At 67.9% G+C, this 21,411-nt stretch carries 17 protein-coding genes; 4 read left to right on the top strand and 13 right to left on the bottom strand.

The genetic code is table 11. From position 1 onward, the window contains the following. Window positions 1–16: 16 nt before the first annotated feature. The 8 genes from DIE22_RS04725 to DIE22_RS04690 form a co-directional block, all read right to left on the bottom strand. Complete coding sequence (locus DIE22_RS04725) at window positions 17–1,258, bottom strand: aromatic ring-hydroxylating dioxygenase subunit alpha (protein WP_124604637.1); 1,242 nt, start codon at window positions 1,256–1,258, stop codon at window positions 17–19. Between the two features lie 52 nt (window positions 1,259–1,310). Further along, on the bottom strand, window positions 1,311–2,096 hold the full coding sequence (locus DIE22_RS04720) for an electron transfer flavoprotein subunit beta/FixA family protein (RefSeq protein ID WP_124495131.1): 786 nt from the start codon (window positions 2,094–2,096) through the stop codon (window positions 1,311–1,313). After that, a complete protein-coding gene (locus tag DIE22_RS04715) occupies window positions 2,093–3,259 on the bottom strand; it encodes an electron transfer flavoprotein subunit alpha/FixB family protein (RefSeq protein ID WP_124495129.1) in 1,167 nt (388 codons plus the stop codon). Before DIE22_RS04715 ends, DIE22_RS04720 begins: the two co-directional genes overlap by 4 nt. A gap of 4 nt (window positions 3,260–3,263) precedes the next feature. Further along, window positions 3,264–5,189: a (Fe-S)-binding protein gene (locus DIE22_RS04710; RefSeq protein ID WP_124495127.1), complete on the bottom strand. Its 1,926-nt coding sequence runs from the start codon at window positions 5,187–5,189 to the stop codon at window positions 3,264–3,266. Window positions 5,190–5,191: 2 nt separating this feature from the next. Then, complete coding sequence (locus DIE22_RS04705; protein ID WP_124495125.1) at window positions 5,192–7,255, bottom strand: NADH:flavin oxidoreductase; 2,064 nt, start codon at window positions 7,253–7,255, stop codon at window positions 5,192–5,194. Between the two features lie 74 nt (window positions 7,256–7,329). Beyond that, on the bottom strand, window positions 7,330–7,863 hold the full coding sequence (locus DIE22_RS04700; RefSeq protein WP_006488993.1) for a DUF5943 domain-containing protein: 534 nt from the start codon (window positions 7,861–7,863) through the stop codon (window positions 7,330–7,332). A gap of 143 nt (window positions 7,864–8,006) precedes the next feature. Beyond that, the gene (locus tag DIE22_RS04695) at window positions 8,007–8,978 is read right to left on the bottom strand and encodes a dipeptidase (protein WP_124604636.1); all 972 of its coding nucleotides are present in this window, start codon (window positions 8,976–8,978) and stop codon (window positions 8,007–8,009) included. A 43-nt stretch (window positions 8,979–9,021) separates the two neighbouring features. Beyond that, entirely contained in the window at window positions 9,022–10,296 is a 1,275-nt protein-coding gene (locus tag DIE22_RS04690) for a serine hydroxymethyltransferase (RefSeq protein ID WP_059600252.1), read from the bottom strand. A gap of 9 nt (window positions 10,297–10,305) precedes the next feature. Here DIE22_RS04690 and DIE22_RS38645 point away from each other — a divergent pair, with 9 nt between their 5' ends. Next, window positions 10,306–10,725 (top strand): hypothetical protein, encoded by a 420-nt coding sequence (locus DIE22_RS38645; protein WP_260426609.1) that lies wholly within the window; start codon window positions 10,306–10,308, stop codon window positions 10,723–10,725. Window positions 10,726–10,745: 20 nt separating this feature from the next. Then, window positions 10,746–11,771, top strand: coding sequence for a GlxA family transcriptional regulator (locus DIE22_RS04680; RefSeq protein ID WP_124495119.1), 1,026 nt, complete (start codon window positions 10,746–10,748; stop codon window positions 11,769–11,771). 58 nt (window positions 11,772–11,829) lie between these two features. Here the strand turns inward: DIE22_RS04680 and DIE22_RS04675 are convergent, their stop codons facing one another. Further along, complete coding sequence (locus DIE22_RS04675; RefSeq protein ID WP_124495117.1) at window positions 11,830–13,242, bottom strand: discoidin domain-containing protein; 1,413 nt, start codon at window positions 13,240–13,242, stop codon at window positions 11,830–11,832. 287 nt (window positions 13,243–13,529) lie between these two features. On the opposite strand from DIE22_RS04675, the gene DIE22_RS04670 reads away from it, so the two are divergent. Further along, complete coding sequence (locus tag DIE22_RS04670) at window positions 13,530–14,951, top strand: PLP-dependent aminotransferase family protein (protein WP_124604635.1); 1,422 nt, start codon at window positions 13,530–13,532, stop codon at window positions 14,949–14,951. A gap of 8 nt (window positions 14,952–14,959) precedes the next feature. Beyond that, window positions 14,960–15,766: an ATP-dependent serine protease gene (locus DIE22_RS38065; protein WP_185640542.1), complete on the top strand. Its 807-nt coding sequence runs from the start codon at window positions 14,960–14,962 to the stop codon at window positions 15,764–15,766. A 215-nt stretch (window positions 15,767–15,981) separates the two neighbouring features. On the opposite strand, the gene fdhA is transcribed toward DIE22_RS38065, so the two are convergent. The 4 genes from fdhA to DIE22_RS04640 form a co-directional block, all read right to left on the bottom strand. After that, on the bottom strand, window positions 15,982–17,178 hold the full coding sequence (gene fdhA / locus DIE22_RS04660; RefSeq protein WP_124495111.1) for a formaldehyde dehydrogenase, glutathione-independent: 1,197 nt from the start codon (window positions 17,176–17,178) through the stop codon (window positions 15,982–15,984). Between the two features lie 268 nt (window positions 17,179–17,446). Further along, complete coding sequence (locus tag DIE22_RS04650) at window positions 17,447–18,637, bottom strand: efflux RND transporter periplasmic adaptor subunit (RefSeq protein ID WP_124495107.1); 1,191 nt, start codon at window positions 18,635–18,637, stop codon at window positions 17,447–17,449. Then, on the bottom strand, window positions 18,637–20,460 hold the full coding sequence (locus tag DIE22_RS04645; protein ID WP_185640541.1) for an efflux transporter outer membrane subunit: 1,824 nt from the start codon (window positions 20,458–20,460) through the stop codon (window positions 18,637–18,639). Before DIE22_RS04645 ends, DIE22_RS04650 begins: the two co-directional genes overlap by 1 nt. A gap of 8 nt (window positions 20,461–20,468) precedes the next feature. Further along, entirely contained in the window at window positions 20,469–21,407 is a 939-nt protein-coding gene (locus tag DIE22_RS04640; protein ID WP_124495105.1) for a glycosyltransferase family 2 protein, read from the bottom strand. Between the last annotated feature and the right edge of the window lie 4 nt (window positions 21,408–21,411).

The following is a 21,411-nucleotide window of genomic DNA, read 5'->3' as shown; positions in this document are numbered from 1 at the left end:
TGTTCGCTGCTAAGTACTACACGCCGATTTTTTCGGCGAGCCGGCCGATGTACCAGGCCGAGAATTTTTCGACGAGACCTTCCGTGTACGGCGAATACGGGCCCGGCTCGTACGCGCTGCTGGTCGCGCCGCGCTGCGAGAACTCGACGAGCGCGCGATCCTGGTCGTTGGTCGCGTTCCACACGGCCGTGAGGTTCTTCACGTCGTAGTCGATGCCTTCCTTCGCGTCCTTGTGCACGAGCCACTTGGTGCGCACCAGCGTCTTGCCGGCCGACAGCGGAATCACCGAGAACGTCACGATGTGATCGCTCATGAAGTGGTGCCACGAGTTCGGCTGCGTCCAGAACGACAGGCCGCCGAGGTCGGCCTGGTCGAACTGGCCGAGCAGCTTCTTCGATGCGACCTTCGCGTCGAGCGTCTGCGATTCGCCGTGGCGGTCGAGCGGCAGGCGCTGCGTGCGGAAGCCCGTCACGTCGCTCAGCTTCTCGATTTCGGCGGACGGCAGGCCCATCTCGGCCCACTCCTTGCCGCGGCGCACGCAGGTTTCCGCGAACGCGTCCATGCCTTCGGCGTTCGCGTCGGAGCGCTGGTAGCCGAAGCCGTATTCGTACAGCGAGATCGTCAGCTCCGGATGGTTCGCGACGCAGTGATAGCACTCGCGGTTGTTCTCCATCGTGAGCTTCCAGTTGCCTTCCTCGATGATGTCGACCTGCGCGGCGATCTTCGCGTTCGGCAGATCGTGCGGCAGCAGGTACGGCTCCATCTCGGCGCGCAGCTGCGCGAAATCGACCGGCGGCTCCTCGGCGAGGCAGACGAAGATCAGGCCCGCGAGGTTCTGCACGTGCACCGACTTCAGGCTGTGCTTGCAGCGGTCGAACTGCTCGCCCATGTGCTCGGCGAACATCAGCTGGCCGGTCAGGTTGTAGGTCCAGCTGTGGTACGGGCACACGATGTTGCCCACCGAGCCTTTATCCTCGTTGCACAGGCGCGCGCCGCGGTGGCGGCACACGTTGTGGAACGCGCGGATTTCCATGTCATCGTCGCGCACGATCAGGATCGAGTCGCTGCCCAGTTCCACGGTCACGTAGTCGCCCGGCTCGGGAACGTCCGGTTCGACCGCGACCTGGATCCAGTGCTGGCGGAAAATCGCCTCCATGTCGAGGGCGAAGATGTCCTCGCTCGTATAGAACGGCGCCTCGAGGCTATGGCCTTCCTTGCGTCGCTCGATCAGTGCACGAATGTCTGCCGATACTTTCATCGTTTGCTCCGGATTCCTTGCATCCCAGTGTGGTTGCCGACAGGCATCAACATCAGTAGTCGATGAGCTGATGCTCGCGCAAATACGCGAGGATCACTTGTGCTTTTTCGACTGAACTCCCTTCATTTACGACGTTGCCGCCGCGGCTTTCGGTCGTCGTCGCCGACAGCATCCGGGCATGCCCGGAACGCTTCTCGGCGGCGACCAGTTTTACGGGTTTACGCTCGATCGGGCCGACCTTCCAGGCAGCCGCATCGGCATCCGCGCCGGTCGACGTGAGCGCCGGGCGGATCGCGCCGGCCCGCAGCCGCGCATACGCGTAGCGCGGCGCCACGTTGGCGAGCGGATGGACCGCGACGACGGCCGGCAGCGCCGCGTCGACGCGCCGCCGCAGCCCTTTCGGCAAGAATTGCCGGACCGCCGCTCGGCCGCCGTCGACCGTCACGTCGACGGCCGAGCCGACGAGCGGATAGCCGAGCGTCGCGGCGACGCGATACGGCAGCATCCCGGTGTCGTACGCGCCTTCGGCGCGGGTGCCGGTCAGCACCAGGTCGTACCCTTCGACGCGCGCGGCGAGTGCGTGCACGGCATCGTCGCCGTCGCGGCAGGCCAGCACCTCGACCTGCCGTGCGCCGAGCGCGAGGTATTCGGCAAGCGCTTCATTGGCGGGGTCGCCCGCATGGATCACGTCGAGCTGCGCGCGATGCTTCTCCGCGAGCTGGCGGCCGGCCTCGAGCGCGGCCGCGTCATTGCGGCTGTAGCGCGCGGTGCCGCTGACCGGGTGCCGGCCCACGGACACGAGCACCGCGATGCGTTGCAACTGGCGGGGGGCGTTCATGCTGCGACTCCTTCGGTTTCACGGGTGCCGACCGCGGTCGACGATTGTCCGCGCGACGCGCGCGCGGCCTGCACCTGTTCGATCAGCGCGGCGATCGTCGCCTGCGCGTCGCCCACCACCGTCAGGTTCGCGCGCTTCGCGATCGGCGCGCTGCCGTCGAGGTTGACCGCGATCACGTGGCGGCAGTCCTTGATCCCCTGCAGGTGCTGCACCGCGCCCGAGATGCCGAACGCGATGTACACGCTGGCCTCGACCGTCTTGCCGGTCGCGCCCACCTGCTTGTCGCGCGTGAAGTGGCCGTTGTCGACCGCGACGCGGCTCGCGCCGATCGCCGCGCCGAATGCGCCGGCGAGTTGCTCGAACGCGCCGATGTCGGACACGCCGTTGCCGGCCGACACGATGAAGTCGGCTTCCTCCAGCGCGACCTGCGCCGCATCGATTTCCTCGAGGCCGAGGTCGCGATACGGCTGCGCCGCGTCGCCGGCCGGGCGAATGAAGTCGGCGGCCAGGCGCTCGCCCGCGCCGACGAACGGCAGCTTCGGCTCGACCGCGTTCTGCGCGAGCAGGATCACGTCGGGCAATCCGCGCGTCGCGAACGCACGGCCGGCCCGCGCATACGCGCCGACATGCTTCGCGTCGATCTCGACCACGTGGGTCGCGACGCTCGCGCCGGCGGCCGCCGCGTAACGCCGGCCGAGATCGCCGTCGCCGGTTGCGTTGTCGGGCACGAACACGTGCTTCGGCGCGAGCGCCGCGGCGCATGCCTGCAAGGCTTGCAATTCGCTTTCGGGCGCAAAGGCGCGACGGTCGAAGCCGGCCAGCTCGATCAGCTTGTCGACGCCGAGTTCGGCGGCGTCATCCTTCAGTTCGCCGAATGCCAGCAGCGCGACTTCCGTCTGCGCGTCGGCCAGCACCGCGGCGGCGGCGATCGCCTGCCGCGCATGGTCGTCGAGCGCGCCGCGCTCGGTGTGCGCCACCACCAGCATCACGTGCTTCGGGTCCTGCACCGCGCGGCGCGGCTTCGCGGCGGCGCCATGACCGTGCGCGGACCACTGCGCGGCGCTCGCGTCGGCGCTGCCTTCCTCGCCGAGCGTGATGCGCTTCAGGCCCGCGGCCGTGATGATGAACGGCCGGCGCGGATCGATTCGTTTGATCGTGTTCATCGATTCACTCCAGCGAGGCGGCAACGAGTTCGGCCACGTCGAGCACGTCGGGGCGCGGGCCCACGACGCCTTCGAGCATCGCCGTGCAGTTCGGGCAACCGACCGCGACCACGTCCGCACCGATGGCGCGCGCGTCGGCGATGCGGATGTCGGGAATACGCTGCTTGCCCGGGATGTCGGTCAGCGGCGCACCGCCGCCACCGCCGCAGCAGCGGCCGCGCATGCCGTTGCGCTCCATCTCGACGACCTGGATGCCGATCGTCTTCAGCAGCTTGCGCGGCGATTCCGTCTCGCCGTTGTAGCGGCCGAGGTAGCACGGGTCGTGATACGTGGTGCGCTTCTCGCGCAGCGCTTCGACGGCCTTCGGCGCGATCTTGCCGCTGTCGGCCAGCTCCGCGAGGAAGGTCGTGTGATGCTTGACCGTCACGCGCAGCCCGAGCGCGCGGTATTCGTTGCGCAGGCTGTGCATCACGTGCGGGTCGGCCGTCACGATCTGCTTGTACGACAGCGAGCCGAGCGTGCCGATCAGGCGCTTCGCCATCTGCTGGAACGTCGCTTCGTCACCGAGGCGGCGTGCGACGTCGCCGGTGTCGGTTTCGGTCCCGCCGAGCACCGCGTAGTCGACGCCCGCCTTGTTCAGCACCTTCACGAACGCGCGCAGCGTGCGCTGGTAACGCATGTCGAACGCACCTTCACCCGCGACGATCAGCACGTCGACCGGCTTGCCGGGTTGCGCGACGGGCGCGTTCAGGTCGACCGACCAGTCGTAGCGCGCGGCGGTGTCGTAGCCGCCCATCGTGCCGGTCTCGCGCAGGTTCGCGAGCACCTCCTGGCCCTTGCCCGGCACCGTGCCGTGCACCAGCGTGCGGTTGCGGCGCATGTCGACGATCGCGTCGACGTGCTCGATCAGCATCGGGCACTCCTGCACGCAGGCGCGGCAGGTCGTGCACGACCACAGCGTCTGTTCCTCGATCAGGCCGGACACGATCGGGCCGTTCGGCTCGCCGCGATGCTGGCCGACCGCGAGGCCCGGCGTCGGACTGCCGGCATACGCGGCATCGGTGCCGCCCGCCATCCCGACGACGAGATCCTGGATCAGCTTCTTCGGGTTCAACGGCTGGCCCGATGCGAACGCGGGGCACGCGGCTTCGCACTTGCCGCACTGCACGCACGCGTCGAAGCTCAGCAGCTGGTTCCAGCGGAATTCGACCGGCTTCGCGACGCCATACTCCTCGTGCTCGATGTCCGGCAGCTTCAGCGCGGTCGGCGGCGTGGCCGTGCCGTTGCCGGTGAACGACTCGCGCGTTGCCGCGAAACGCTCCTGGCGCGGGTGGAACGCGAGATGCAGCAGGCCGGCGATCGCATGCTTCATCGGGCCGCCCTTCGCGGCGCCGAACGTCATCGCGAACGCGCCGACGCCGATCAGCAGCGCGCAGAGCACCGCGAACGCACCCGACATCGCGGCGGTCGGCACCACCATGAACAGCACGAGGCCGAGCGCGAACGAGCCGAGCAGCCAGGGCAGCGTGTTCCACGGGCCTTTCGACAGCCGCGCGGGCACATCCTTCGCCGCACGGCGACGCCAGACGAACACCGCGCCGACCAGCATCGCGAGCGCCGCGAGGAAGATCAGCTTGTCGAGCCACGGCGAGTAGATCGCCAGGCCGTAGTTGACGAACACCAGCGCGATCGCGCCGATCGCGCCGCCGGCGGTCGCGACGTGGGTCTTCGCGATGTACGGATCGCGGGCGACCACGTGGTGCAGGTCGACGAAGTAGCGCTTCGGGATCGCGAACAGGTTCGCGACGCCGAACGAGCCGGGTGCGGTCGCGCGCCCGAGACGCCAGTAGGACGAGCGCTTCGCGACCGCGAACGCGAGCCCCGCCACCGACAGCCACAGCAGTGCGGTAATGAGGAAAGCCGGATTCATCTTTAGAAATCCTTGACGAGACGCAGCGAGTCGTAGATCGCACCGTGGACGTTGTGCATCGAGATGCAGTCGCCGACACGGAACAGCAGGAAGCGGCCGTTGCCCAGTTCTTCCGACAGGCACGGCTGCGGCTCGGCCGCGAACAGCGTGTGCGGATCGATCTGGCCGCGGTTCACCGACTCGGGCTTCAGCTTCCAGTACAGCTCGTCGTTCGGCGACGACCCGTTCTCGATCACCACCTGGTCGACCGCGCGCTCTTCCAGTTCCTCGGTGTATTCGTTGCGCAGCACGGCGATCTTCTTGCCGTCTTCCTCATACACGCGATCGAGCATGGTGTTGGGCGTCGGGATCACGCCGAGCGCATACAGGCGGCGATAGAAGATCGGGAACGTCGTGCCGCCGCAATCGTCGGCCACCTTCACGTCGGGGGTCACGACCTCGACCTTCGAGCCGCGGCTCGCCATGAAGTCGGCGACGCCGGCGCCCGCATGGGTGCTCACGCCGTCGAACAGCAGCACGTTCTGCTTCGGCTCGACCTTGCCGGTCAGGATGTCCCACGAGCTGACGGCCAGGCCTTCGGCCACGCCCCAGGCAGGCACCTGCCACGTGAAGCTCGAGCCGCCCGTCGCGAGCACGACGATGTCCGGCTTCTCGGCCATGATCATCTTCTCGTCGGCAGCGACGCCGAGGCGGCGATCGACGCCGAGGCGCTTGGTTTCCATGTCGAACCAGCGGATGATCCCCGACATCTGTTCGCGCTGCGGCGCCTTCGCGGCGATCATCACCTGGCCGCCCACTTCGGTGTTCTTTTCGAACAGCACCACGTCGTGGCCGCGCAGCTTCGCGACACGTGCCGCTTCGAGGCCCGCGGGGCCGGCGCCGACCACCACCACCTTGCGCTTCGGGCCGCGCGACTTCTCGATGATGTGCGGCATCGTCGCTTCGCGCGACGTCGCGGCATTCTGGATGCAGAGCACGTCGAGGCCGTTGTACTGGCGGTCGATGCAGTAGTTCGCGCCGACGCACTGCTTGATTTCGTCTTCGCGGCCATCGCGGATCTTGATCACCATGTGCGGATCGGCGATCTGCGCGCGCGTCATGCCGACCAGGTCGATCATGCCGTTCGCGAGCAGGCGTTCGGCCTGGCCCGCATCGCGGATGCTCTGCGCGTGCATCACCGGGATCTTCACCACCGACTTGATGCCGGCCGCGAGGTGCACGAACGGCTCCGGCGGCAGCGCCATCGGCGGCATGCAGTTGGCGATCGTGTTGTGCGTATCGCCGCCCGAGCCGACCACGCTCAGGTAGTCGATCAGGCCCGTCTCCGACATCGCCTGCGCGATTTCCTTCAGCGCTTCGTGATCGAGGCCGTCCTCGTGGAATTCGTCGCCGCACATCCGCAGGCCGACGCAGAAGTCCTTGCCGACCGCCTCGCGCACGGCCGTCAGCACCTCGATGCCGAAGCGCAGACGGTTCTCGAGGCTGCCACCCCATTCGTCGGTGCGGTGGTTCGAACGCTTGCTCCAGAACTGGTCGATCAGGTGCTGGTGCGCGGCGGAGATTTCGATGCCGTCCATGCCGGCCGCCTTCACGCGCTTCGCGGCGGCCGCGAAGTCGCCGATGATGCGGCGGATTTCCTCGATCTCGATGATCTTCGCGTTACCGCGGTGCACCGGCTCGCGCACGCCCGACGGCGACATCAGGTGCGGCCAGTGCTCGCCGTGGAACGACGAGCGGCGGCCCATGTGCGTCGCCTGGATCATGATCTTCGCGCCGTGCTTGTGCATCGTGTCGGCGAGACGCGTGAGCGGGTCGATGATCTTGTCGTTCGACAGGTTCACCGACTTCCACCAGCCCTGCGGGCTGTCGATCGACACGGGGCTCGAGCCGCCGCAGATCGCGAGGCCGACGCCACCCTTCGCCTTCTCTTCGTAATAGCGGATGTAGCGGTCGCCCGGCAGGCCGCCCGGCTCGGCATACACCTCCGCGTGGGCGGTGCTGACGATCCGGTTGCGCAGCGTCAGCTGGTTCAGCTGCATGGGTTTGAACAGGTGGGGATAACGCATCGCAGGCGACCTCTGGCGTTCGAATGTCTCGTGTTGCGGGTGTTGTTGTGTTGCTGTGTCTTTACGTCAGTACATCAGTGCGCGATCGGCGACACTTCGAAGACGCAGTGGTCGTGATGCTCGGCGGCACACTGCACTTCCTTCGACTGCGCGCGCGGCGCGCCCTTGCCTTCCGGCGTCGTGTCGTTGACCCAGTCCATCGCGCCGGCGAACCAGCCCGCGAACATGTAGCAGAGCTTGCCTTCCTTGCCCGGCTGCTGGAGCACGAACGACGAGTGGCGCAGCTCGATCTTCGCGCGCGCGCTGGCCGGATCGGCCTCGATGATCGAGAACAGGCCCCAGCCGCGTTGCGACAGGCGCTTCAGGTAGTGCTCGAACACGGCCATGCCGGTCAGCCCGTGCAGCTTCGCTTCCTTGTCGCACCAGTGGTACGCGGATTTGTAGCCGGCCTTGTAGAGGATCTCGGCATACGCTTCGACGCCGAGCGCTTCCTCGACGGCGACGTGGTTGTTCGTGAAGAAGTGGCGCGGCACGTACAGCATCGGCAGCGCGTCGGTGGTCCAGACGCCGGTATCGGGATCGACGTTGATCGGCAGTTGCGGTTGCATCGTGGTGACTCCGTGAGGAAAAATCGCCGCGCGACTCGGGCGCTGGCATGTGATCGTCCGCGCGCCCGCGCGACTGGTGCGGGCACGTCCCGATTGTTCTCGTGTTGAATCGCGGGTGGCGGTTCGGCCGGCTCGGCGGGCGCTTACGCGCCCCACACGTCCTTGAACACGCGCACCCAGTTCTCGCCCATGATCTTGCGGATGCGCGACTCCTTCCAGCCGTGGCGCTCCATCGCCGCGGTCAGGTTCGGGAATTCGCCGATCGTGCGGATGCCGTCCGGGTTGATCACCTTGCCGAAGTTCGTCAGCTGGCGATAGCGGCCCTTGTCATGCGTCAGCATGTCGAAGAATTCCTTCGCGAAATCCTGCGTGAAGTCCGTGCCGATGCCGACCGCGTCCTCGCCGATCAGGTTCACGACGTAGTCGATCGCCTCGATGTAGTCGTCGATGTTCGCCTCGATCCCGCGCTTCAGGAACGGCGCGAACATCGTCACGCCGACGAAACCGCCGGCGTCGGCGATTTCCTTCAGCTGCGCGTCGCTCTTGTTGCGCGGATGTTCCTTCAGGCCCGACGGCAGGCAGTGCGAATAGCACACCGGCTTCTTCGAGAACGCGATCGCTTCCGACGACGTGTTGCCGCCCACATGCGACAGGTCGACCATGATGCCGACGCGGTTCATCTCGGTGATCACTTCGCGGCCGAAGTCCGACAACCCGCCGTCGCGCTCGTAGCAGCCGGTGCCGACCAGGTTCTGCGTGTTGTAGCAAAGCTGCACGACGCGCACGCCCATGTCGGCGAACGCCTCGATGTAGCCGAGGTTGTCCTCGAACGCGTGCGCGTTCTGGAAGCCCAGGATGATCCCGGTCTTGCCTTCCTTCTTCGCGCGGAAGATGTCGTCCGTCGTGCGCACCAGCGTCAGCAGCTCGCCGTTCTCGCGGATCTTCTTCTTCATCACGCCGATGTTGTCGACGGTCTTGGTGAAGTTTTCCCACACCGATACCGTGCAGTTCGCGGCCGTGATGCCGCCCTTTCGCATGTCCTCGAACACCGGCTTCTCGAACTTCGAGATGTTCAGTCCGTCGATGATGATGCTGTCCTGATGCAGCGTGCTCATATCTGCCTCTCGCTCCAGTCTCTGCTTTTGTGGGGGTCGTCGATCAGTAAATCGGGAAGCGCTCGCAGAGCGCGAAAATCTCGCGGCGCACGCGCTGTTCGGTCGCGTGGTCGCCTTCCGGGTTCGCGCGCAGCGCGTCGAACACTTCCAGAATCAGGCGGCCGACTTCGCGGAACTCCGCGACGCCGAAGCCGCGCGTCGTGCCGGCCGGCGTGCCGAGGCGGATGCCCGACGTGACGGTCGGCTTCTCGGTGTCGAACGGAATGCCGTTCTTGTTGCAGGTGATGCCCGCGCGTTCCAGCGCCTGCTCGACCGGCGCGCCCTTCAGGCCCTTCGGGCGCAGGTCGACCAGCAGCAGGTGGTTGTCGGTGCCGCCGGTGACGAGGTCCACGCCGCCCGCCTTCAGCACCTCGCCGAGCGCCTGCGCGTTCGCGAGCACGTTGTCGATGTAGGTCTTGAAGTCCGCGTGCAGCACTTCGCCGAACGCGACGGCCTTGCCGGCGATCACGTGCATCAGCGGGCCGCCCTGCAGGCCGGGGAACACGGCCGAGTTGATCTTCTTAGCGATCTCTTCGTCGTTGGTCAGCACGAAGCCGCCGCGCGGGCCGCGCAGCGTCTTGTGGGTGGTCGACGTGACGACGTGCGCATGCTCGACCGGGTTCGCATGGCGACCCGCGGCGATCACGCCCGCGATGTGCGCCATGTCGACCATCAGCTTCGCGCCGACGCTGTCGGCGATCGCGCGAAAGCGCGCGAAGTCCAGCGCGCGCGGGTAAGCCGAGAAGCCGGCGATGATCAGGTTCGGCTTGTGCTCGTGCGCGAGCGCTTCAACCTGGTCGTAATCGATCCGCATCGTGTCGCGGTTCACGCCGTACTGCACCGCGTTGAACCACTTGCCCGACAGCGCCGGCTTCGCGCCGTGCGTCAGGTGACCGCCGGCGTCCAGCGACATGCCGAGCACCGTGTCGCCCGGCTTGGCCAGCGCGAGCATCACCGAGCCGTTGGCCTGCGCGCCCGAGTGCGGCTGCACGTTCGCGTAGCCGGCGTTGAAGATCTGCTTCACGCGCTCGATCGCCAGCGCCTCGACCTCGTCCGCGAATTCGCAGCCGCCGTAATAGCGCTTGCCCGGATAGCCTTCCGCATACTTGTTGGTCAGCACCGAACCCTGCGCTTCCAGCACCGCGCGCGACACGATGTTTTCCGACGCGATCAGCTCGACCTGCGACTGCTGGCGCTCGAGCTCCTTCAGGATGGCGCTGCGCACCGGCGCGTCGCGCTCGGCGAGGGGCTGCGAGAAGAAAGGCTGGGTGTTCGACATAGTGCGTCCGTGACGAAGAATAAAGGGCGTGAAACCGAAGCTCGAGGCCCGCCGTACCTGGGTTTCCAGCGCATCCAGTGCAAGGCTGCCGACGGCTCTATTCTTGTCGTTCGGATTTTCGGCGGATTGATGAATTTAGACGCGTTCTTTGCCTTTTCCGCCATGCACGTCCGTTTTGTACAAGTGACCGGTCGTGCTTTTTACGATGACCCAGGAAACCGCCGTTTGCCGTTCACCCATGGACAGGCACTTCGCCGGTGCCCGTGCTGCGCGTCCGGGGTGCAGCGCAGCCCGGTTACGGTGCAGCGCAACATCGGCCTGACGCCCATGCGACGTATGGAGCTAGGGTTTAGCCGTATGGCACGCTTGTTGCGCTCGCTCACACAATACCGTAGCCCGATTTGTGCCCCTCGGGCCAAAAGCTATTAGAGATTCAAGGAACGCCCCCCATGTCGCCCGACCGTACAGCGTCGCTATCCCACTTCGCGTTCATGCCCTTACCGAACTTCACGATGATCGCGTTCACCAATGCGATCGAGGTGCTTCGGATGGCGAACTACCTGAGCGGGCAGCCGCTCTACCGCTGGTCGGTGATCAGCCCGGAAGGCGGCCCGGTCACGGCGAGCAACGGACTCACGGTCGACACGGGCCCGGCCGAATGCGTGGGGCAGCCGGACATCGTCTTCGTGTGCGGCGGCGTGGACGTGCAGCGCGCGACGACGCCCGCCCATCTGTCGACACTGCGCCGCTTCGCGCGCATGGGGCTACCGCTCGGCAGCCTGTGCACGGGCACCTATGCACTCGCGAAGTCGGGGCTGCTTGCGGGCTACGCGTGCGCGATCCACTGGGAGAATATGTCGGCGCTGAAGGAAGAGTTTCCGGACACGCGCTTCCTGAAGGAACTGTTCGTGGTCGACCGCGACCGCATCACGTGCACGGGCGGCGTCGCGCCGCTCGACATGATGCTGAACCTGATCGCCGCGCGCGTGGGCACCGCGCGCGTCACGCAGATCGCCGAGCAGTTCATCGTCGAACACGTGCGCGACACGAGCGCGCAACAGCGCATGCCGCTCGTCGCGCGGCTCGGCTCGGCGAACAAGTCGCTGTTCGAAGTGATCTCGCTGATGGAGAACAACATCGAGGAGCCGCTGTCGCGCGAGGAGCTCGCGCGGCTCGCGAACATGTCGCAACGCCAGCTGCAGCGGCTGTTTCGCGAGCACCTCGGGATGACGCCCACGCACTATTACCTGACGCTGCGGCTGCGCCGCGCGCGCGAGCTGCTGCTGCAGACCGACATGTCGATCATGCACATCACGATGGCGTGCGGCTTCCAGTCGGCGTGCCACTTCAGCAAGAGCTATCGCGACGCGTTCGGCGTCGCGCCGACACGCGAGCGCCGCAAGCAGGTCGCGCCGCTCGCGCAGGGGGCGGCGGCTACCGGGTCGGCGTTTCCGGCCCACGTGATTCATGCGTGACGCGCGCGCGGCGCGATAAGAAAGGCGGCCTCGTCGAAGGCCGCCTTTTTGCTGGTACTTAGGACCCCCACACCTGCATCTCGTCGAGCGAATACCCCCACTGCGTCGCGCGCTTCGTGCCGAGCATCCGCACGTAGCGCCCCTGCGCGTTCAGGTTCGGCAGCGTGACGTGACCGTACGACACGCCGTTGTTCGTCGAATAGACCGTCGTCCAGTTCGCGTTGTCGCTCGACGTCTGGATCTGGTAGACGAGCGCGCCCGCGTCCCAGTAGAGATCGACGCTGCTGATCTTCCTCACCGTGCCGAGATCCACGGAGATCCATTGCGGATCGACGCCCGCGCCTTCCGGTGAATCCCAGCGCGTGCTGGTCGTGTTGCCGTCGAACGCCTTGTCCGGCGTCAGCGACGCGTTGTAGCTCGCCGACGCGGCGGCCGGACGCCCTTGCGACAGCAGCGTCGGCTGCGCGGCGGCCGGGCCGCCGTGGTAGCTCGAGCCGAGCTTCGCCTTGGTCGTGTCCGCGTTCACGCCGAACTGCGACAGGCTCCAGCGCTGGCCGGTCGTCGCGTCGCCGACGTAGAGTTGGTAGCCGCCCGCCGTCGTCGACGAGAAAAACACGTAGTTCGTGCCGCTCACCGGCGCCGGGTCCGAGTTGTTGCTCATGCAGTCGTTGATCGGCAGCGCGTTCGGCGTCGACGCCGGATCCGCGGTCTTCGTATAGATCTGGTCCGCGCCGCCCGTGTCCTTCCAGCGCGCATAGAACACCACGCCGTCGCCGCGCACGATCGGATAGTAGGTCTGCAGCCCGGCCGGATGATCGAACGTGGCGGTCGTACCAGTCGCGATCGTGCGCTTCATCAGCCCCATGTTCGAACCGGTGCCCGTCGCGTAGTACACGGCGCTCGCATCCGGCGCGAGGAACGGCATCGAGTATTCGGCGCCGGCCGGCGCGTTCGTCAGGCTCACGACCGACGTGAACACCGGGCCCGCGCTCGTGTACGACAGCGTGCCCTGCTTCACGTCGCCGTTCTGCTTGAAGACGAGCGTCTTGCCGTCCGCGCTGAACTTCGGATCCTCGTTGCGCGTCGCGCCCGTGCTGTTCGTCAGGTTGACGGGCGGCGTGCCGGCGCCGAGTTGCAGCATGAACACGTTCCAGGCGCCGTTGCTGATCCCCATGAACGCGAGCCACTTGCCGTCGGGGCTGAACACGCCATTCATCGGATCGGTGATGCCCCACGTGCTCTTGCTCAGCTGCGTGAGCGCATGGGCGGAAAAGTCGTACAGGAACAGCTGGCTCGTACCGTCGCCGTACTTGACGTAGCTGTGATAGACGAGCTTGCCGGTCAGCGCGGCGGGAAACGACGCATTGGACTGCGTCGGGGGATTGTTGATACAGGCTGCCGCGGCAGCGCCGCTGAACAGGTCTAGGGCGATGCCGGCCACGAGGCTCGCGGCGAGGAACTTCGATTTCACGCGGGTTGCTTCCGGAAAAAGGTAAGGACGCTGTAGACAAGACCCCGCGCGCGGTGCGCGAGGTCACGGATCCGCCGTCGGGCAGTGTGAATTCCGTATCGATCGGGCATCGGAGAATAAAACTTGCGAAGAATGCCCGTTCGCTGGTCTGAAGAAAAGGATCAGAGTCGATCGAAAACATGCGGATCAGCGCCATGCGGATCGGCGATTGGGGGGGCGGGATTGAACGCGACGGATGCCGTGCTACTCTTTTCTCAGCGACGGCCGCGATCGGCCGGAGGGCAGGCATGAAGCGATATGCGGTGCTCGCGCAGACGATTGCCGACGCGATCCGGCGTGGCGACCTCGGGGCCGGCGCGCGCATCCCGACCGTGCGCGCAGCGTGCCGCGCTTACCGTGTAAGTCCGTCCACCGTGTTTCGTGCGTATTACACGCTCGAAAGCGAGGGCCTGATCACCGCGCGCGCGCGTTCCGGATATTTCGTTGCGAACGTCGATGACAAACGCGTGCGCGAGGGTCACGACACACCGCGCAAACCGGCCGCGGCGCAAACCGGCGACGACGATGTGCTGTTCCGCTTGCTCGACTCGCTCAAGTGCGACGACATCGTGCCGCTGGGTTCCGCGTTCGCCAGCTATTCGCTGTTTCCGATGGGCAGCCTGTGGCGGTATGCGGCGGCGGCGGCCCGCAACATGGACCGCGCGAAACTGCTGGCCGGACTGCCGCCCGGCCACGAAGCGCTGCGCCGCCAGATCGCACTGCGCTACCTGAACGCGGGCGCATCGCTGCCGATGGAAGAAATCGTCATCACGACCGGCGCGGCCGAAGCGCTGACGCTGAGCCTGCAGGCGCTCACGCGCCCCGGCGACATCGTCGCGATCGAACGTCCGGCCTACCACGCGGTGCTGCAGGCCGTGCAGCGGATGCATCTGAAGGCCATCGAAATTCCAGTGGATCCGCGCACCGGCCTCGATCTCGATGCGCTCGCCGACGCGCTCGACACGCATCCGGTGCGCGCGTGCTGGTTCATGACCTCGTTCCACAACCCGACCGGCGCGACGCTGCCCGACGAACGCAAGCGCGCGCTGATCGACCTGCTCGCGTCGCACCGCGTGCCGCTGATCGAGGACGACGTGTTCGGCGAACTGCACTTCGGCCCGACGCCGACGCGGCCTGCGAAGCTGTACGACGAAAGCGGGCTGGTGCTGCATTGCGGTTCGTTCTCGAAGTGCCTCGCCCCCGGTTTCCGGGTCGGCTGGGTCGCGGCCGGACGCTATGTGAAGCAGATCCGGCAGGTGAAGAACGCGAGCGCGCCCGCGGCCGACGTGCCCGCGCAGATGGCCGTCTCCAGCTACCTGCGCAACGGTGCGTACGACCGCTTCCTGCGCAGGCTCCGGCGCAACCTGGCCGCGCACCAGGCGCAGATGCTGGCGGCCGTTCGCGCGTACTTTCCGCCCGACACGGCGGTGCATGCTCCGCGCGGCGGGTATTTCCTGTGGATCGAATTGCCGCCGCACGTGGATGCGATGCAGTTGTTCGGCGACGCGATGGAGAACGGCGTCAGCCTCGCGCCCGGGCCGATCTTTTCCATGACGGGCGCCTTCCACCGCTATGTCCGGCTGAACTATGGCCGGCCGTGGACCCCTGCAGTCGAGGACGCGATGCAGACCATCGGGACACTCGCGGGGCGGCAACGACAGACGTGGTAGCAACGACCATGCAAGTCCTGCCCACCCGGAAAGTCCGCACGCGCGACACGCTGCGCGGCGCACTGAACCTGCGCGCCGAGCCGCGCGATGCCGTCAGCCAGCGCTGCCGGAAATGCGGTTTCATGGCGTTCCGCGCCGTCGAACAGTGCCCCGTCTGCGGACTGGGGGACTGGCCGTTCGCGCCGCTGCGCGAACGGAGCGACGATACGCATGCCGCGCAGTCCGCTCCTGCGCACGACGCGCAACCCGTTCCGACGTGGTCGTCGCGCGTCGCGGCCGCGGTGCGCAGCGCGGCGGTCCGGCGCCCGAGCGCATCGAGCGCGCCGATCCTGAGCATCCTGACTCTCGTGCTCCTGGTCGGCGGCTATGTGACGTTCGATCGGACATGCAAGGCCAATCCGGTCTGTCGCGGCCAGGGCGCGCCGGGCCCGGTGGCGATCGAGGCCGGTCTGCGGCCGGCTGACGCGCCGACGTTGCCGGTCGTGCCCGCGCCCGTCCATGCGTTTCATCCTGCCGACGCGATGCAGGCCGGCGCCAAGCACGCCGACGCCAAGCAGGACGAGATCGACCTGCCGCGCGTCGGTGCCGACACGAGCCCGCCCGCAACGCGACAAGCGACGACAATGGTCGCGCGGCACGCACCGCCGCTGCACGAGCCATCCCGCATGCGAGGCGGCATTCGCGTCGCCGACGGGAAAGACGGTGCCGCCGCGCGGCGCACACATGCGATCCGCCGCGTGAGCCAGCATACGCGCCATGGACGTCGAGCCGTGGCGACCGAGGCCAAACTGGCGATGGTCTATCGCGGACACTGAGCGCGCTGCGCGGCACCGATTCCTCCAAACCGGCATGCGCAACACCTGGGTTTGCGCCGCGAAACGAAGTCGGTCGACGAATGCACGGCAACGCGCGACGCCCGCTGGGCTCCAGGGCGCGTCCTTGCCGTTCGTGTGCATGGGCTCGCCGGAACACAGCGAAAACGGGCGGCACCGTCGCCGGTGCCGCCCGCTTCATGCCCGTCGTTCGTGCGTCAGGCTGCCAGCAAACCGTGCGGATCGATCACGAATTTGCGCGGCGCGCCGCCGTCGAACTTCTTGTAGCCTTCCGGCGCCTGATCGAGCGAGATCACTTCGACGTTGACGATCTTCGCGATCGGCAGACGGTCGAACAGGATCGCCTGCATCAGGTTGCGGTTGTACTTCAGCACCGGCGTCTGGCCCGTGAAGAACGAGTGCGACTTCGCCCAGCCGAGGCCGAAGCGGATGCTCAGGCTGCCGTGCTGCGCGGCCTTGTCCTTCGCGCCCGGATCGTCCGTCACGTACAGGCCCGGGATGCCGATCGCGCCGGCCGGCCGCGTGATTTCCATCAGCGAGTTCAGCACCGTCGCGGGCGCTTCCTCCGAATGGCCCGACGAACCGTGGCCGTGCGCCTCGAAGCCCACGCAGTCGACCGCGCAGTCGATCTCCGGCACGCCGAGGATCTGCTCGATCTGCTCGCCGAGCGACGCGTCCTTCGACAGGTCGACCGTCTCGAAGCCCATCGCCCGCGCGTGCGCGAGGCGTTCCGCGTTCATGTCGCCGACGATCGTCACCGCCGCGCCGAGCAGGCGCGCCGATGCGGCCGCCGCCATCCCGACCGGGCCCGCGCCCGCGATATAGACCGTCGAACCGGGCTTCACGCCCGCGGTCACCGCGCCGTGATAACCGGTCGGCAGAATGTCGGACAGGCAGGTCAGGTCGCGGATCTTCGCCATCGCCTGGTCGCGGTCCGGGAATTTCAGCAGGTTGAAGTCGGCGTACGGCACCAGCACGTATTCGGCCTGGCCGCCGATCCAGCCGCCCATGTCGACGTAGCCGTATGCGCCGCCGGCACGCGACGGGTTCACGTTCAGGCACACGCCCGTATGCGTGTCCTTGCACATCGCGCAGCGGCCGCACGCGACGTTGAACGGCACCGACACGAGATCGCCGATCCTCAGCGTCTCGACGTCGGGGCCCGCCTCGACCACTTCGCCCGTGATCTCGTGACCGAGCACGAGACCGACCGGCGCGGTCGTGCGGCCGCGCACCATGTGCTGGTCGGAACCGCAGATGTTCGTGCTCACCACCTTCAGGATCACACCGTGGCCGATCGCGCGGCCGGTCGGATCGACCATTTTCGGATAATCGATCTTCTGAACTTCGACCTTGCCCGGTCCAAGATAGACGACACCTCGATTGCTGCTCATCGTATTGTCTCCATGTCTCGTTGGATGGCGCTGCTGCGCGCCGGCGGATGCGGCGCACCTGCAACGTGCTGTTCGAGAGTAGTCCCGGAGGCGGGGGCGCCGATGTCTCAAACCCGACATGCGTTTGAACGGTACCGACATCGATGGCGGAAACCCGAAAGTCGGGCCGGAAAGACGGCGGGAAGGCGGGCGCGCGGAAGGCCGGAACGCGCGGCCACGGGGCCCGGCGGATCGGCGCGATCGGCCGGCCCCGCCAGCCGGGCGCGCGTTACCCGCCCTGATTCTCCCGAATGATCGCGGCGGCGGCCGCTTCCGCGTCGCTCGCGACGCCGTCGTGCATGCGCGTGCTGACGGCCGGCGTCGGCGGCTCGCTGTCGAGCGCATGGCCGTCGCGGTTGCGCGTGTCGACCGTCGCGCGCATCGACAACCCGACCCTGAGCGGATGCGCGGCCAGGTCGCGGGGATCGATCGCGATCACGACCGGCACGCGCTGCACGACCTTGATCCAGTTGCCGGCGGCGTTCTGCGACGGCAGCATCGAGAACGCGCTGCCGGTACCGGCCGAGAAGCCCTGCACGCGGCCGCGATAGACGACGCGCGACCCGTAGAGGTCCGACACGACGTCGACCGGCTGGCCGACGCGCATGTGGCGGATCTGCCCTTCCTTGAAATTCGCGTCGATCCACAGCCGGTTCAGCTGCACGATCGACATCAGCGGCACGCCGGGCCCGACCTGCTGGCCGACCTGCACCGAACGCTGGCCGATCGTGCCGTCGACCGGCGCGACGATCGTCGTGCGCTTCAGGTTCCGGTACGCGAGCTTGAATTGCGCGGCGGCCTGCACGACGGCCGGGCTCTCGTCGACCGGCAGCTTGCTGCCGAGCGCGCGCGCCGCTTCGAGCTGCGCCTGCGCCGCCGCGAGGTTCGCCTGCGCGCCGGCGACCGCCGCGCGGGCGCGGGCCAGTTCCTCCGGCGCGACGATCTCGACCGACGCGCCCGAACGCGCGGCGAGCGCGCGCCGCGCGAGCGACAGGTCGGCCTGGCGCGCGTTCACGGCTTCCACGTACATCGTGTTCGAGATCTTCGCGTTCGCGACCTGCCGCACGGCCTGCACGAGCTGCGCCTTCGCCTGCGCGAACGCGACGGACGCTTCGGTGTCGTCGAGCCGCACGAGCGTCTGCCCGGAACGCACGGCCTGCGTATCGGCGACGAGCACGTCGGTCACGGCGCCCGGGATCTGCGCGGCGACCTGCACGATGCTGCCCGCGACGTATGCGTCGTCGGTGTCCTCGTCATAGCGGTCGCGCAGCAGCCAGAACGCGATCCAGACGAGCGCGGCCAGCAGCACGGCCGCGACGAACAGCGTGAAGCGCTTGCGGCGCGTCGCCCGGCGCGCGTCGAGTGCCGGATCGTCCAGTGCGGCCGGCTGCGCGGCGGTATGAAGGTTGTCGTGGTGCATCAGTCGCTTTGCGTAACGATCAGGCGGTCATGCTGGAACAGGGGGATCGCGGGCACGTGTGAGCCGGCGGCGACGGCGACAGCGGGTGCCGTGCCGCGCGTGCCGGTGCTCGCGGTATCGCTCGTCGCCCCGCGCGGCGTCACGATCGCCGCCGGCGGGTCGATCCGCGCCGCAAGCGGCGCGGCGTCATTGCCGGACGCGTCCGCGCGACGCGCTTGCGTGCCGGCATTCGCCGCGTTGCGGGCAGCGGCGTTCGCCGCCCCGCCGCGCTTCGGCCGCGCGCCTTGCGCGGTCCGCGTCGCAACCGGCAACGTCGATGCCGATGCCGATGCCATCGTTGCGCTCGCATCGAATCCGCCGCCGAGCGCGCCGACCAGCCCGACGCGCAGCGTCCGCTGCCGCCCGAGCAACGCAATCAGCTGCGCGCGTTCGTCGATCAGCGTCAGGTCCGCGACATCGACATCCTTTTGCATCAGCACGCCGCGCCGATGTCGGTCGGCCGCGATCCGCACGATCTTCTGCGCGGCGGCGACGGCGTCCTGCTGCTGCGCGACGAGCGTCTGTGCGGTCTGCAGCGACGTAACGATCTGCGCGACCTGCCCGAGCGCGTCGTCGACGGTCTTGTTGTACAGCCCGATCGCGACGTCGGCCTGTGCGACGTCGGCGCCGAGCTTCGCCTTCAGGCGGCCGCGATCGAACACCGGCAGCGAGACCGCCGGGCCGACGGAGCCGGCGAGCGCATCGCGCGAGAACAGCGACGCGGGCGTCAGCGCGAACACGCCGCCGAGCGCGACGAGGTTCACGTCCGGATAGAACTGCGCGCGCGTCGAATCGGCATTCGCGAACGCGGCTTCGACGCGCAGCCGCGCGGCGACGATATCGGGCCGGCGGCCGAGCAGATCGGCGGGCAGCCGCGCGGGCAGCGCGCCGCCGGGGAAGGCGCCGACGCGCGGCCGCCGCAGCGCGAGCCCGCGCTCGGGGCCGCGGCCGGACAGCACGCCGAGCTGCAATTGCGCGAGCTTGATCTGCTCGTCGTTCAGCGCGATCTGTTCGAGCAGGCGGCTGCGCTTGATCGACGCGTCGCTCGCGTCGTATGCGTTGTCGAGGCCGCGCGCGGTGCGCTCGCGCAGTACGGCCGTCACGCGCTGGCTGATCTTCAGCTTCTGCTGCAGCAGGTCGCGCACGGCGTACGCCTGGTCGAGCTGGCAATACACGGTGACGATCGCGACCGCGAGCGTGAGCCGCACCTGCTCGGCCTCGACACCCGCCGCGTCGCGCAGCGACATCAGGCTCTTCGTGGCCGCGCGGTTCCTGCCCCACAGGTCGAGCTGGTAGTTCAGCCCGACGAACACCGACGACGGCGACACGACCGGATCGCCGAAGATCTCGACCGGCACGCGATAGCCGCCGGCCGACACGTCGGCGACGTCGCCCGGCTTCGGCATCCGCGCGCGGCTGACCGTCGCGCCGGCCGTGCCGGTCAATCCCGTCAGCGAATCGAATTGCCGCAGCTGCGCCTGCGCGATCCGCAGCCGCGCCTGCGCGACCTGCAGATCGGGATTGTTCCGCGACGCCTCCGCGACCAGTTCGTCGAGCTGCGGATCCTGCAATTGCTTCACCCAGTCGGGCGCGGGCCACATGCCGTCCGCGCCGGGCCCCGCGGTTTGTGCGAGCGCGTCGCCGGCCGGTGCGCGCAGTGACAGCGACGGCAGGAACCCCGACGGCACGCAGCCGCCCAGCGCCAGCAGCGCGGCCGCCGCGAGGATCGTCCAGCCACCCTGCCCGCGCCGCGCCGGTCGCGCCGCTTTCGTGATGCGTTCCATCTCCGCCCTCATCCCTGCCGGACGCGCCGCGCGCGAGCGGTCAGACGCGGCCGCGTGCGCTCGAGCGGGCCAAGCCGGCCGAACAGGCCGTCCGCGATGCCGAACAGGATGCCGGCGAGCTTGTCGCGCTTGTCGCGCTCGACGAGCGCGATCTGCACGACCTGCCACACGGTCAGCAGGTTCGGCACGATCGCCACCGGAAAGCGCAGCCCGTACTGCATCCCGAGCTGCACCGCATTGCGCGCGCTGTAGTAGCGCCGTTGCCACGAGTGATTCATCGACGTCATTTCGAAAGGGCCGAACGCGTGACGCTGCTTCGCGCCGATCCGGTGCGGCAGCACCAGCGACGGCACCACATAGAGCGGCACGTTGCGCGCGAGCGCGCGGAAGCTGTACTCGGTGTCGACGTGATCGATGAACAGCGTCTCGTCGAAGCGGCCGAGCACGTCGAACGCGGCGCGCGACACGACGCAGCCCGACGAGATCAGGAACGCGCAACGCTGCAGCGGCGCGTCGGGCGCGAGGCGCAAGCGGCGCAACGCGATCCCGTTCGTCGCGAGTTCGGGCAGGAAGCTGCGCGCGTTCTCGTCGAAGATGCGCGGGCCGGCGAGGAACGCGCGCCCGGCGAGCCCCGCGCAGGCATCGCGCATCGTCGCGAAATAGCCGGCCGGCACCGACGAATCCTGGTCGAACAGTGCAACGGCATCGACGTTCTCCCGAAACAGCGCGGCAAGTCCCGCGTTATACGCGCCCGCGATCCCGCCGCGATTGCCGTGATGCAGCAGCGCGATGCCGGCGCGCGCGCACATTTCGCTTGCGCGCGCATCGGGCCGCGGCGTGTTGTCGACGACGAGCAGCGCGTCGCACGCATGCCGCCACGCGCCGAGCGCCGCGAGCTGCGCGTCGGTCGGGTGATACAGGATCACGAGTGCGCCGAGTGTCGCCATGCCC

This window comes from Burkholderia sp. Bp9142, from assembly GCF_003853415.1.
Lineage (GTDB): Bacteria > Pseudomonadota > Gammaproteobacteria > Burkholderiales > Burkholderiaceae > Burkholderia.
Note: the sequence above shows the minus strand (reverse complement) of the source record. Positions and strands in the feature narration are given on the sequence as shown.